This window comes from Comamonas sp. 4034 (assembly GCF_050434545.1).
GTDB lineage: Bacteria > Pseudomonadota > Gammaproteobacteria > Burkholderiales > Burkholderiaceae_C > Comamonas > Comamonas odontotermitis.
In genome coordinates, this window is sequence record NZ_JBNDIT010000037.1 from 1 (window position 1) to 13,051 (window position 13,051).

Annotated in this window: 12 protein-coding genes; 2 read left to right on the plus strand and 10 right to left on the minus strand. The window is 56.2% G+C overall.

The genetic code is table 11. From position 1 onward, the window contains the following. The 3 genes from ABIE32_RS21135 to ABIE32_RS21145 form a co-directional block, all read right to left on the minus strand. Nucleotides 1-1,244, minus strand: a 1,244-nt coding sequence (locus ABIE32_RS21135) for a hypothetical protein (RefSeq protein ID WP_429019166.1), incomplete at its 3' end; no start/stop codon positions are given. Between the two features lie 336 nt (nucleotides 1,245-1,580). Beyond that, nucleotides 1,581-2,978, minus strand: coding sequence for an IPTL-CTERM sorting domain-containing protein (locus tag ABIE32_RS21140; protein WP_429019169.1), 1,398 nt, complete (start codon nucleotides 2,976-2,978; stop codon nucleotides 1,581-1,583). 452 nt (nucleotides 2,979-3,430) lie between these two features. Beyond that, nucleotides 3,431-4,549, minus strand: a complete 1,119-nt coding sequence (locus ABIE32_RS21145; protein ID WP_429019171.1) for a hypothetical protein — start codon at nucleotides 4,547-4,549, stop codon at nucleotides 3,431-3,433. A 443-nt stretch (nucleotides 4,550-4,992) separates the two neighbouring features. Between ABIE32_RS21145 and ABIE32_RS21150 the strand changes: the two genes are divergently transcribed. Continuing rightward, the gene (locus ABIE32_RS21150; protein ID WP_429019174.1) at nucleotides 4,993-5,523 is read left to right on the plus strand and encodes an META domain-containing protein; all 531 of its coding nucleotides are present in this window, start codon (nucleotides 4,993-4,995) and stop codon (nucleotides 5,521-5,523) included. Continuing rightward, a complete protein-coding gene (locus tag ABIE32_RS21155) occupies nucleotides 5,457-5,705 on the plus strand; it encodes a DUF4377 domain-containing protein (protein WP_429019176.1) in 249 nt (82 codons plus the stop codon). The genes ABIE32_RS21150 and ABIE32_RS21155 overlap by 67 nt, the downstream gene beginning before the upstream one ends. A gap of 334 nt (nucleotides 5,706-6,039) precedes the next feature. On the opposite strand, the gene ABIE32_RS21160 is transcribed toward ABIE32_RS21155, so the two are convergent. From ABIE32_RS21160 to ABIE32_RS21190, 7 genes are all read right to left on the minus strand, one after another. Continuing rightward, entirely contained in the window at nucleotides 6,040-7,023 is a 984-nt protein-coding gene (locus ABIE32_RS21160) for an alpha/beta hydrolase family protein (protein ID WP_429019179.1), read from the minus strand. A gap of 11 nt (nucleotides 7,024-7,034) precedes the next feature. Continuing rightward, on the minus strand, nucleotides 7,035-7,628 hold the full coding sequence (locus tag ABIE32_RS21165; protein ID WP_429019182.1) for a hypothetical protein: 594 nt from the start codon (nucleotides 7,626-7,628) through the stop codon (nucleotides 7,035-7,037). A 249-nt stretch (nucleotides 7,629-7,877) separates the two neighbouring features. Next, nucleotides 7,878-8,231: a DUF4148 domain-containing protein gene (locus ABIE32_RS21170; RefSeq protein WP_429019184.1), complete on the minus strand. Its 354-nt coding sequence runs from the start codon at nucleotides 8,229-8,231 to the stop codon at nucleotides 7,878-7,880. Between the two features lie 223 nt (nucleotides 8,232-8,454). Next, a complete protein-coding gene (locus tag ABIE32_RS21175) occupies nucleotides 8,455-9,732 on the minus strand; it encodes an IPTL-CTERM sorting domain-containing protein (RefSeq protein WP_429019187.1) in 1,278 nt (425 codons plus the stop codon). Between the two features lie 293 nt (nucleotides 9,733-10,025). Next, a complete protein-coding gene (locus ABIE32_RS21180; RefSeq protein ID WP_429019188.1) occupies nucleotides 10,026-10,223 on the minus strand; it encodes a hypothetical protein in 198 nt (65 codons plus the stop codon). Nucleotides 10,224-10,525: 302 nt separating this feature from the next. Continuing rightward, complete coding sequence (locus tag ABIE32_RS21185) at nucleotides 10,526-11,902, minus strand: sigma-54-dependent transcriptional regulator (RefSeq protein WP_429019190.1); 1,377 nt, start codon at nucleotides 11,900-11,902, stop codon at nucleotides 10,526-10,528. Nucleotides 11,903-11,953: 51 nt separating this feature from the next. Continuing rightward, a partial coding sequence (locus tag ABIE32_RS21190; RefSeq protein ID WP_429019192.1) for a two-component system sensor histidine kinase NtrB occupies nucleotides 11,954-13,051 on the minus strand: 1,098 nt, incomplete at its 5' end.

A 13,051-nucleotide genomic window follows, 5' to 3' on the forward strand; every position in this document is an offset into this window, starting at 1 on the left:
GCGTGGCAGGTCAGGGGCGCGGTGGCAGGTGTATTGACCTGGCCGGTGGGCGAGACGAAATCCGTGCCTGGGGTGATGGTGTTGGTCACGGATGGAGTGTTCACACAGGCCTGGCGACCAGCATCGGTATTGGGCCAGACCACGGGCACCGTGACAGAGCAGCCGCCCGAAGGAATGCCAAAACCGGTAAGGCTCACTGCGCTGGAGCCCTGCGCAGCGGCCAGCGTGCCGCCGGTGCAGGTATTGGAGACTGCACCTGAGCCAATCTGCAGGGGGGCGGGCAGGTTGTCGGTGAGGTTGACATTGTTAATGGCGTTTGGAGTGCCATTGGACACATTGATGGTCAGCACAGATGTGTTGTTGGTGCCGCCCAGATAGATATCAGCCTTGTCAAAAGATTTGGTCACCTTGGGCAGGCCGCATGCGCCGTTTTCTGAGGTGGCCGCATTGACGAAAGCTGGCCCAACCTTACCTTTGTTGTTGGTCCAAGTAAGAGTGTTTGGGGGATCATAGAAAGGTGTGATATCGACGACGGCAAAGACGCATGCTCCATTGCTTGCGTTGGATTGGATCGTAGGTATCAGAAGCCCATAAACACTGTTGGTTGGCGTTGTGCCTGCAGCTGGAAAGCTTCCAGTAGGCGTACCTGCCGCTAAGTACAAAGCGTTGCTTGCAGGCACGTTATTGATGTAGGTGATAGCCCCACCATAAAAAGGATTCAAACCAGCAAAGGATGTGGCGTATGGGGAGTTTGTATTCAACGGGAACTGTGCATCATTTCCACCTGGATTGCCTAGTGAAAAGGTTGAACCAGTGCCCGCGTTCAGTGTATTCACCATATTCTGAGCGTTGGCACCATTTGTCCCCTCGCAGCATCCATCCACAAAAAAGACAATCGAGTTGGCCCAACGGTTTGCCACAGCGCTTTGGAGAACAGTCCAGTTAGTGCTGTCAATAGGGTTATAGGTGCTTGCCACGATAACAATGTCATAAGGACCCGGGGCGGCAGTGAATGTTGCCTGCGAGATGGCATTGGCATTGCTAAGGACAGTCATGCGGGTCAGATTTGTTGCACCAACGACGCTTCCAAATTCAGCTTCAAGATTGTCATTGGCTTGCATCGCATCAGAAGCACTCTCAGTGGTGGTAAGCAGTAGCACTTTTTGTGCAAAGACTTGCTGAGGGCCGCCCCAGAGTAGAGCCGCAGCAAGCATCAATCCAAAAAATCGTATGTAAGAGCGCATGGCTTCCTCTCAAGTTTCCATAAAAATTTGGCGTGGCCCCGCTACATTATTGATGTAACATATCGTTGCAGTCTATCGGTAATTTTCTAGCTTGTCGTCGCCTGAATACATTGATGGCATTTGCTTTTGCCATATATACAGGTATGTCTATTGCTTCAGCCTGGGGTGTATCTGGCAGGTAGAACGAGCATTCAGATATCCCTATTGAAATGGTCGATGTAGATCAGTGGCCTGAAAGAGCGACGAAGGGTGCCCAGGCATTGCTCAATGCTTGCGCCAGTTGAGGCCTTTGAAGCTGGCCCTGCATGAAGAAAGCCGCCCGAAGGCAGCTGGCATTCAGCGCTGGCGCCTACGAAGTCGACCAAAGCCAAGCATTGCGACTAGAGTAGTCAATCCGATCAGCGTCCATTCACCAAGCGCAGGCACTGGAGTTGCGGAAGAACCACCTCCGCTTCCTTGCACATTGAAGGTAAGTACGGCGTCATCACATACCGTGTTGTTTGGAGCGGGTAGGCATACTCGAACAGTCGCGGTGTCCGTGCCCGTGTAATTGGCGCTGGGGGTGTATGTGAATGCGCCAGTCGTTGGATCGATCGTTAACTGGCCATGTGCGGGTGGAGTCACAACTTGGAATGCTGAGCCGGGAGGCACTTGTCCGCCAGTGCCTGCGGTTCCGTTGACTGGAGTGTTCACTGGAGTCGTATAGGTTGCATCGTTGATGACTGGAGGCGCTGGTGGCAGAGCGTTCACCGTAATGATCGCTGTAGCTTGCGCGCATTGCGGAACTGCAGTTTGAGTGCAGACCTGGTACTTGAAGGTATCGGTGCCAGTGAAGTTTGCGTTTGGCGTATACACGGCATTGCCAGAGCCATCAATAGACACGGTGCCATTGGTCGGCTGCGTAGTGATGGTTGGCGTGTTCAAGCTTACATATCCAGGCTGGTTTGTGGAATCGTTGACGCGCAGATCAACGGTAACTGGCGCTGTTGGGGTTGTGGTTCCCGTGTCATCAACAGCAGTCACCGTGGCGGCAGGAAGACCAAAAAAGAACAGCTCTCCGCCGCTATTGCTATTTGCGGTGCTTACGAGCCGAATGGAACATACATTGCTATCACGGATAGTGATCCCAAATACCTCATTGGGAGAGCTGGCGTTTAGACTCGCTCTGGTTGCGGCCCAACTAGCACCGGGTGTGACAATAGGAGTTGTTGCAGAAGGGTTGGACACCCGCAGCAGGTCGAAGCTGCTTGCATCGATTGCTTGGCCAGAGCAGCTCAAGAATGAAACATTCACCGATTCTTGAGAATCCAAATCCTGTACGAAGAAAGTCGTGCCAACAGGAAGCGCTTGAGGGAAGGTGTATTGCGTATTTCCCCTGCGAATGTTGACCGCGCTCACGCTCGGAGGTGCACCGATGCCTGCAGGCATTCCACCTCCCAAAGTCCATACCGGGCAGTTCTGCCATTGCTCAGGAGTAGGCGATGCATCAGCCGTGAGTTGAAAGGTTCCCGAGCCAAGCGTGCCGGCAAACACGGTGGTGGCTGGAGTGTCTTCGGTACCGCAACCAGTTCCTGGAGAGGTAGAAGTATTGAACTGCCAACCGTTGAAGTAATTCGAGTTCGCTGAGACTTGGGTTGTTGCAGCACTGGCCGAAGCCGCCAGAATGACGCCGCCTATCAGGGTCAGTGCATTTCTCAAGTTCGGTACTTTCACTTGAGTAGTTGGTTTAGACATCTCACACATTTTTTAGAAAGTTATAAATTCAGTGGTCGGATTTGGTTATAGCAAATCAGATCTGATCGATGTGTGGCAATGTATCTTCCAGGCCGCAATTTGCAATTGTTGATTTAGATGAAATTCAACTGTCTGGAAATGACGATTTGAAAGTTTTTTTCGTCAACTTAACTTGTTGCATCTCTGAAGCCGCCAACACAACCTGGCAAATCGCAGGTTTGCGGTTGAGGCGCCGCGCCGCATCAGGCCGGGCCGCATAGGTCGAAGCCGCAAGCAGTACAAACGTACGGCAAGGCTGGGCGCCCCCGGCTAGGCGCCCCCGGCTAGGCGCCCCGACGAAGTAACGAGCTATCAAGGGTTGCGTTAGCGGCCCTAAGCAAGCATGCCGTCTGAGACGACGATGCACGTGGCGTGTCGGGCAGACGGTGGATACGGCAAATGGCCGCGATCCCTCAACGGCTTGATCTGTGCTGTTTGCGGCTTCGCGCCAGCCCGAATACTGCGAGCAACGAAGACAGGAAGACCAGCGTCCAAGTGCCCAATGATGGAACTGGGGCAGGTGATGTGGTAACCGGGATTGGGGGCGGCGGTGGAGGCGGTGGAGCCGTCAGTTGAATGGACAGGATGCCGTCCGTGCAGTTGGTTGCGTCTGCGGCGTCACACAATGTGTATGGCAAGGTATATGAGCCCGCGGCCACTGTGCTGTCTATGCTGACGGCCCCGGTCGCTGGGTCGAGCGTGATTCCTGCGGGCCATGTCCCCGATACCTCCACGGTGGTATTGCTTGCATCGGCAGGCACCGTGGTGCCTGCTGCACCGGTCAATGTGTCGTTCTGGCGAATATCGGGGATGGCGGTGGACGCAACACCTTGCGTTCCGGTGTAGGAGTCATTGCCCGCCGTGGGCGTGACACTCGCGCCAATCTGAAACCCTACGCCATCGCTGCCGCCAAATTGACCAAGGGATAGCTGGCTGTATGTTCCAGTGAACCGGTAGATCCCACATACCCGGCGTGATCCTGAGATGCAGCCTTCTGGATTGGGTGTCCCACCAGCAAAAGGGCCTGATACCGACAGAGTGGACGTGTCAATCTGGGTGATTTGGTTGGAGTTGATAGCAGCCACGGCAGGGGCGCCAGACGTCATGAGCGTGCCTTGAACCGTGACCCCGGAGTTGTCCAGGCTGTAAAAAATCAGAATCGGGTCGATAACCGGTTGCGAAAAATCGATATGTGCGACGGACGGGGCTGCAATGGTGGCAGGCGTGTTGAGTGATCGAACGAATTCGAAGGAGGTCGTATTGAAGCTCGGTGGGTAGATGCCTGCGTTGGTGTTTCCCCAGGCAATCCCATTGTTGAGATACAGCAGGGTGTAGTTGGTGCCGACGTTGGAAATATTGACGGTTGTTCCATGCAGCGCGCCTGTCAGGGCAGGTAGGCTGGTGCTCGGTGCCCCTCCGGAGAAGCTTGTCCAGTAATCAGCAGCCCATGTCGGGGAGGTCGCCACGGTCAACAGCACACCAGAGGCAAAAAACTGTGTGTATGTGCGCAATTTTGTAAGGCAAGATGCCATCATCGCTCCCCGTAGACAAGCTTTGTAGTGTGAAATTTTACTTACATATAAACTATTAGGTCAATTTCGATGATTGTTAATTATGTGCGGCAGTTTGGCTGGCATTGAACCGCCCTGGGTTTCTTGCGTCACGTAAGGGCCGGTGATGAGGCTGTCCCTGCCACAAATCTGCGGTTTTTCTGGCTGTATTGACGCGTCTTGTTGCGCCCCTGTGCCTCTATCGCCCAAGCTTCTGCGCCGACGGTAATGGAAGGGGGTTACCGCAGCGACCGCAACCATGTGGTTGTGGCATGGCTTCATGGAGGCATATGCGGAAACCTTTGTTCTTTCGCACCATGGCAGTTTCAGGTGTCTGGCTTTGTCTGGCTGCAGGGGTTGTGCAGGCGGGAGGTGATCGCCCGCTGGCAACGCCCGAAGCAAAAAACCGCGCCATTGCAGAGCAGTTGGCGGCCTACTACTGGGATATGGAGGCCGCATTCGATTCGTCAGGGGGCCGGTTGAATGACTGGTTCGGCGATGAGGAGCCTGTGACGCGCTTGATATTTGATCGCGCTGGGCGCGTCCATGCCGCCAATGTGTGCAACAGCCTGGATTGGAACTACAGCACCCATGGATCGAAGGCAATAAGGTTCACGCCAAGCAAGGGTGTCACCTTGATGGCCTGCCGTGGCGAACTGATGCTGCGTCAGGAGCGTATGTACGCAGAAATACCAAAAATTCGGCGCTATGCGCTTGAAGCATCGGCAAGCAGCACTGCACAACGGCTTACCCTTTTTCTGGCGGATGGCGGTAAGTGGCAATTCACAGAGCAGGCAACACCGCAGACCCGCTACGGCCATCCGGGCCGAAACATCGAGCTGGAGATCGCGTTGGACCTGGTTCCTTGTCAGCCCGGGGCAAGCAATGCATGCGAGCACGCCAGGTGCGATGGGATCGAAATACGAAGACGTGCCTGGGTAGCTGGCATCTATTGACCAACGGAATCGAGGGGTACACGCACAATCCCGGGCGGCATGAAATCATTGCTGTTCAAGCGTTCCCGCTTGCCGAGCGACCCAGGGACGCTCCCGAGTATGCCTATGTCATGCAATGGTTGCGGGTGTCTGTCATTCCGAGCCTGAAGCAGCTACCCGATTGCGTTGAGCGAGATTATTAGAACTGGTCGAAGTAGGCCTGCCGAAGCTGTGCGAGGCATAGGGTGCTGGCAATGGCAGCGAGAAGGAGGAACATCCAGCCTGCAAAGGGCTTTCCGTGGCGCTCATCACTTCGGCAGGCTCGAAAAGCTAGGCTGCATGTCATTGCTGCTGGAACCGCCATGGAGAGCAGTGCCCCGATGGTTTCTGCATGGTCCAACCAATCTCTGGCATTGCAGTCGCCATCACAGAATTCGACATGGCCTCGAATGGCCAGTCGAATCCATGGAATCGCCGCTCCTGCCAGCGTGACAAGCAGCGCAGTAGCTTACCCATGGGTGCGGAGGAAGCTGTGCTTCACAAATTTCCCTTCAGAAATTCCGTGATCTCGCTCTCCAGTCTGCGATGAACCGCAGGACGATCAACACCGGGCTCATCGAGGCAGACCAGGGCAGCTTCTGCTGCGACTGCCTTGGGGCATGGGTCCACGAAAACGAAATGGCGCCCTGGCACGGTGGTCTCCTGCGGCGATTGGGGCAGGTTCCTGGCAAGTGCGAGTGCGTTTTTCGCAGCCTTCATATAGACGTCATCCTGTGGCCGATACAGCCGCACCGGCAGGTTGATGGCTGCAAGACCTGAGGCGTCGAACATGGTCGCGAGCGGGTCAAGCAGCACCAGTGCCTTCACACGCGGCCGGGCAGGAGCCTGCCAGATTTTGGGCTCCTGGGTCAAAGCGTCGCGGGCAAAGCCGCAGGAGCCGGGATCATTGCCGGCCTCTGCTTTGCAATAGGCCGCGGCGAGCGCCAAATCCGGCTTGGCACCAGCGAGGACCAGTGCTGTGTAGCCGCCGGCCGAATAGCCAATCATGCCGATACGGTCTGGATGGGCATGTGGCGAAAAGCGGTTGTCGCGAAGGGCGGCGTCAAGCGCTACGGTGGCCTGGCGTGGGCGGTTGACCAATGCCTGGATGGAGTTGGCGGCAGGAGGCTGGCCCGCAGCGTATCCAACATGGGTTGGAGCGATCACGATGAACCCCTCTCTGGCAAGGTGCGCGGCCATTGCGCGATGGCTCATGGGCCCGCCTTGGCGACCATGTGACAGCAGTACCACAGGAAAGCGCCCTGGCGCCACCAGCACGTCCTGACTGGCTGCGATCCTGAAAGGGCCTGCCTGCCAGGAGACTTCTGGCGCTTCGGTTGGGTACCAGATGATGCTGCTACTGGTTTCCCCGCCATCGTCTTTCACTGCCAGGCGGGCAACACCGGCTTGGTAAGGTGCAGCCATGGCTGCAATCCCTGAAAAACTGAGACAGAGAACGGTGAAGGCCAGGGTGCGGAACATGGTGTTCTCATTTAGAAATCTGAAGTTTTCATCCTATCGCTAAAACTTGATGATTTGATGGTTGTGCATGTTCTCGATAGACGACATTGCCTTGCCTTTGTCTTGCCAAGAGCCGTCCATACAGCCCTTGTGTACAGAAGCTGCTTGCATTGCAGGGCGAATTTCTCTGCAATTCTTTTCAGTTGGGAGAGCTGCCAGGTCTTTTCAGGGAGAAAGGACTCCGCATCACAAACCGCACCATAGCCTCCGCTGCCGTAAACCGCAGCATAGGCGGCGTAGTCGGCCGCCTGAACTGCACGGCCAGCCAGGGCATTTGCAACGGCGTAGCTGGCTGATACCGCTGCGTGCCCAACGCCGTCCAGAGAGTGCGAACCCTGGTGTCGATTTGCCAGAGCAGACGCTTCAGATGCAGCGCGGTCAAGCGTGCATCGGTCTGCGCGTCCATTGACGTACCTACCGAGCGTGTCGAGACATTGAAGCGCCACCTCATCTTCAAGCAGGTGGCGGACACGCTCTGCGCATGCCAAGGCAAATGCCAGCTTCAGCGTTTCGAAATGGGCGCTTGGCTCATATGCCTGCAGTGCTGAAGAGACGGAATCGTTCATGGACTTGCTCTGGTTTTCAGGTCGCCAGATTAGCGCGCATCTGCAGTGGTTACCTGCAGGTGCAGGCATGTCTTTGTCACGTTCATGGTGTTGTGGGACAGGCCCAGGCTTCCACAGCGAACGCCTTGCTTCCATGGCGAGCTGCTTTGTGGCGCCGTGCAGGCAAGCCCCTTTTCGCTTCGACTCTGCGAGGTGGGCGATTGCCAATGCAGCTGCAGCTGCAGTACACCAAAGGCATCGCACTCGTTCCTAGTTGCGATACAGTTCCGCGCGGGCCTTGCGCTCTTCAGGGGTTTGGTTGCGATATGCGTCCATCACCTGCTGGCGGGTTATGCCGGAGGTTTGCTCCTTGGTGCGGGGAGGCCAGATTCCGCGGCGCATGTCGTCAGCGTTGCCGCCTTTGAAGTACTCGGCAGCTTCTGCTTGCACCTGTTCGCGGGTTTTGGTGCTCTTGAAATGCTCAGGCACCGTCACGTACCCTTTTTCCGTATTGGTTTGATGAATGTATTCTGCGGCCTGCGCCGTGTTTGTGGATAGGGCGAAGACGGCTGCCGTGGCCAGTACGGCCAGTGCGGGGTGACGCGTCTTTTGTGTCTTTTGCATGTGTTGCTCCTGTCAGTTGGGTTCGGGTCATCTCGAGGCCGAAGCATTCGAGATGGGCCTATTGTTGAGAACCCTTGCTGACAGAAGCAGCACAGTCAAATGACATTGGTGCCATCTTCAGGGGCACATGATTTTCATCAGGGGCAAGGTTGCTACGGTGCACCTGCTGCTTCATTGCAGGAGCTGCCAAAAAAGAAAAGCCACTCGAAAGTGGCTTTTGGGGTTAGCTGCGGCGTCTTCGCATGAACCCAAGCAGGGCCAGCAGGGATGACAGGCCGATCAGACCCAGCGGACTGAGTGCGGGCACGGCTTGCGGCGCTGCTGGCACCGGAGGCGGCTCTGGAGGGTTTGGTGGAGGAGGCTCGGGCGGAGTGGGTGGTGTCGCCGCACGGACCTCGAAGGTGCCGAGCGCCGACTGTATGGACGGCTGATCGGCCAGGCTGGCAACGACCTGGTAGTTGCCAGCTTGAAGACCTGCTGGCCAGGTAATGCTGTATTGGCCGCCATTGCCCACCACATTGGTAGATTGGCTTGCCGTGAAACCGTTGGGACCTGTGAGGGTGATGGTCACAGGCGTTCCGGCGGGCAGGGGGGCTGCGGCACCGCCCGACGATGGTGTGGCGGTTGCCACGCCGGAGAATGTTTCTGTCTGCTCTGGCGTAATGACAGGGGTCTGAACCGACACTGTGACTCCGAGGGTTCGCATGTCTGCAGCGCAGTCGGAAGCCGTTGCGCCCCCGACTACCAAACGTGTCGCCGATGAAATGGTGTCGAAGAGCGCAACCGTCAGGGTGTTGAGGCCGGTACGCCATTGCTGGTCGGCGGCGGCTCCGCCTCCCAATTGGGTTCCTGCACTTTGCCAGGCAGTTCCATTCAGGTAGTAGCGCAAGATCTGGTCATCGGCAGACACGGAGTTCAGCGTCAGCTTGTAGGTGCTGGGATCCACCTCGGGTGCCAGGTAGAACTGAAACTGCAGGAAGCGTGTTTGGTTTGAGGCCGCTCCTCCGTTGGGGTTTGACAGGTAGAACCCGACCGATGTCAGTGACTGCACGGTACCCAGTTGCGGGGTCGTAGCAGTTCCCCCGCCATAGGCGAAAACCTCACGGCCAGAGAAATACTGCCAAGCCATGGAAGAAAGGCTGCCCAGGTCCGGCGGCGGAGTGTTTCCTGCCAGGGTGTAAGAGGTGGGAATCTGCTCGGTACTTCCCGCCACGGCCTGCGGAATGGTATGGGAGCCAGGGTTGGCTGGATCGTACGCATAGGCCCAGCGCTGCTGGTTACCGCGATCGGCGACGCTGACCGCATTGGTGTTCAATGCCTGGCTCGGATTCTTGAGCGCGCCTGCAGTTGCGAGTGGCTCCGGGGCATTGGCGCAGGTGAAGGTGGGAACTGGCAATGCGGAAGCAGGCCTGAGCGTCAATTGCGCGTGGCTGGCAAGTGGAAACGCGAGCGCCAGTCCGGCAGCCAGCGCTTGTGCATGAAGGTGGCGATGAAGAATCATTGTTAGTGCTTGAGCGATGCAATGGTGTTGGCGTATTCAGCGCACAAGCTCCACGGAGCCATTCATGACGAAAGCTTGTATCTGACTACACATTAACTAATAAATTTATCATAAATTATAAATTAATTAAATTTATTTATCGAAATTCTGTTGCGTTTTAAACGCTGCGAGCAGCAGCCGTGCCTTGCCGATTTGCCGCAGCTTGCACGGGGTGCTAGCAAGGGCGAGCGCGCAGAAATCGCCCGATTTCACTTCAACCCACTGTCGCGGCGCGAGGAGCTCGTAAGCACGATCTAAAAGGGCACATCCTCTGCGACGCTCTCGAAAGCGAAGGGTGTGGAGTCAGGCAGCAGGTAGGTGATCTGCGATCCAAGCACGGGCATCGCCTCGGGATGCTCTGCTTTCATGGTGGTGGCGCGTTCGTGGTAGTGGGTCTCGTACCAATGACCGTCCACCCGGATGTGCCAGCGCCAGTAACTCATAAGGGGCATGGGGTTCTCCTGAATACTGTTTATTTTTACAGTATTTTTGAGTGAAGCGCGGCACTATGAAAGCATTTTGATACCTTGAATTGGCCGCACGTAACCCATTCAGGCAAAGCCCTGCGGGTCGTTGCAACCATCATTAGATGCGTTCGGTCGGAGCGATCTTATAGAACGGCAAAAGAAGGCATTACCCTATCGGTCAGACCGTGCTTTGCAGCATCTCGTCGTTTTTTCCGATTTCCCGGCGATCGTCTACAACGTGTCAGATAGGGGCAGCGTGGCAGCAGCCTGCAGATGCGAGGATGCAGTCACTTGTAGCCAAAGCGCTCCATCATGCGGTAGGCGGTTCGTTCGGAGATACCCATGGCTTCGGCAGCGCGCCTGCGATTGCCGCCGTACTTTCTGAGCAGACTGGCCAGATACTCCCGCTCAATGTGCTCAAGCGTCGGTTCGTCCGTCAGAATCAATGCCTCGTGAGCGGGCTGGGTGGACGGCAGGTTCGGAGCAATGTGTAGAGGCTGAGCCTGTGGTGCCTGCCCGATCGATGACAAACCGAGATGCGAATCCAGAATGGTTTTTCCGCCGCCTAACATGATCAACGCGCGCTCCATGACGTTGCGCAGTTCACGCACGTTGCCTGGCCAACTGTAGGCGGTCAGTTGGTCCAAGGCCGCACGGCTGAAGCTGACCGGATCAAGCCCCATGGCTTGTCGCCGGCGGGTTGCGAAATGAGTAGCCAATGCAGGAATGTCGCATTTGCGAGACCTAAGTGGCGGTACTTCAATGACGAAGGTTGACAGTCGATAGTACAGGTCTTCTCGAAAATGGCCCGCCAATGCCCGATCTCTCAAGTGCCGATTGGTAGCCGCTACGATTCGAACTTCGGATCGCAGATCTGAAGTAGCTCCTACATGCCTGAACCGACCGGTTTCTATCACACGCAGTAGTTTGGCTTGAATGGATGCTCCTGCCTCACCAATTTCATCGAGGAAGAGGGTGCCTCGCGCTGCAGCTTCGATCAGACCTGCTTTCCGTCTGTCTGCACCCGTAAAGGCACCGCGTTCATGGCCGAAAAGCTCGGACTCAAACAGTGATTCCTGGAGCGTGCAGCAGTCGACGGCAACAAAACTTTCTTGTGCACGCGGGCTGGCGGCATGAATAGCCTGTGCAACCAACTCTTTGCCCGCTCCGCTTTCGCCTTGGATCAGCACTGTGATATCGCTTTGAGCGACCTCATGAATCAAACGGTGCAACTGTTGCATGGCATCGCTGTCACCGATCATCGCTCGAGTGGCGTCAGTCTGACGCAATGCATGTTGGGACTGCCACTGGCTGCGCTCCAAGGCACTGCGGATTACCATCTCCAGTTCATCCAAATTGACGGGTTTGATCAGGTAGTCTGCAGCGCCCAGGCGCATTGCTTCAACCGCCTGATTCACATTGCCGTAGGCCGTCAGCATGACAACGGGCCTCGTGCGGGCAATTTCTGCGAGCGGGCCAAATCCCTCGGCGTCGGGAAGATTGACATCCAACAGCACCAAATGGGGTGCGAAGGCTGCAATGCGTTCGCGAGCAAGTTGCCATGAGTCTGCGCCATCGACTTCATAGCCAGCTTTACTCAGCTCTTTCACCAGCAAGCGATTGAGGACTGGATCGTCTTCTACAACAAGAATGGATGCGCGCATGGGTTTTCTCTCGTGAAGTGCATCAGTGAGACCAAAGGCCGATTGCGTTTTCTACGGATTGGAAGGCGCACTCGCACATACCAGAGTCAAGGTAAAGCAAGCTCCTTGGCCAGGGCGGCTAGTTACATCAATGCTTCCGCCGAAACGCTCCATGGCGGCCTTGCTGATAGCCAGGCCTAGACCCATCCCTCGTCGGCCGTCGACACGTCGGCTGAAAAATGGCATGAAAATCAAAGGTAGATCTTCTGCGGCTATACCGCAGCCCGTATCTCTGACTGACAAGCGAAATCGATTTTCGGCTTTGACTGGTATGCCAAGAATGTGGATATGGCCACCATCCGGCATGGCATGCAGAGCGTTGTGTACCAGATTGACCAATACTTGCCTCAGCTCTGCCTCATCACCCAACACGCTTGGCACAGGCTCCCAGTCTTCCATGGAGACATAAACGTTGCGTATCCGGCATTCTTCACGCAGCAGCGCCAATACATCGTCGACTGCGCAGGTCAGGTTGACTGGATGCAACGTTTCCGACGGCGCTTGGCTCATCTGCATCAAGCGCTGTGTGATCATGACGCAGCGGTCAATCTCATGGTCGACCAACTTCAGGTACCCCACCAGTTCATGGTGTTCCATCTGTCCCTTTTGTAGTCCACGAAGGCTGGCTTGGAGTGCGATTCGAATGGACGCCAAGGGGTTGTGGATTTCGTGTGCCACACCGTTGGCCAAGAGGCCGAGCGTAGATAAACGCTGTTGTTGCGAGAAGCGAAGGCTACGCTCCAGTGGTCGAAGAACTTCGATGACCAATGTGCGTCCATCTTCCATGATCAATGGCGCTGCATCGATATCCACATCGACGGTGCTTCCGTCCGCACGCCTCAAACTCATCATGCTACGCAGTGGACGGGTATGCTTCCGGACCTCCACGACCGGGCAGGTGATCAAGGTGCTTGGGCATGCCTCTTGGGAGCCACGGCTGACAAGGTGGCAACACTTGCCTACAAGCTCAGGAGGATTCCAGCCAAGCAAGTTTGCGTAGGCTTGGTTGGTCATATGGGCTTTGTTGCACAAATCCGGGCCGCAGCGGTAGTAGGCTCGGATGATGAGTGAGACGAACTGGGGTCGGCGCAAGTACCGCACCACAAACTG

Bases quoted from the DNA above. Each gene is read 5' to 3' on its own strand.
- ABIE32_RS21160 (WP_429019179.1), bottom strand. From the start codon at position 7,023: ATGTTCCGCACCCTGGCCTTCACCGTTCTCTGTCTCAGTTTTTCAGGG.
- ABIE32_RS21140 (WP_429019169.1), bottom strand. From the start codon at position 2,978: ATGTCTAAACCAACTACTCAAGTGAAAGTACCGAACTTGAGAAATGCA.
- ABIE32_RS21170 (WP_429019184.1), bottom strand. From the start codon at position 8,231: ATGCAAAAGACACAAAAGACGCGTCACCCCGCACTGGCCGTACTGGCC.
- ABIE32_RS21180 (WP_429019188.1), bottom strand. From the start codon at position 10,223: ATGCCCCTTATGAGTTACTGGCGCTGGCACATCCGGGTGGACGGTCAT.
- ABIE32_RS21185 (WP_429019190.1), bottom strand. From the start codon at position 11,902: ATGCGCGCATCCATTCTTGTTGTAGAAGACGATCCAGTCCTCAATCGC.
- ABIE32_RS21145 (WP_429019171.1), bottom strand. From the start codon at position 4,549: ATGGCATCTTGCCTTACAAAATTGCGCACATACACACAGTTTTTTGCC.
- ABIE32_RS21165 (WP_429019182.1), bottom strand. From the start codon at position 7,628: ATGAACGATTCCGTCTCTTCAGCACTGCAGGCATATGAGCCAAGCGCC.
- ABIE32_RS21155 (WP_429019176.1), top strand. From the start codon at position 5,457: ATGCGAGCACGCCAGGTGCGATGGGATCGAAATACGAAGACGTGCCTG.
- ABIE32_RS21175 (WP_429019187.1), bottom strand. From the start codon at position 9,732: ATGATTCTTCATCGCCACCTTCATGCACAAGCGCTGGCTGCCGGACTG.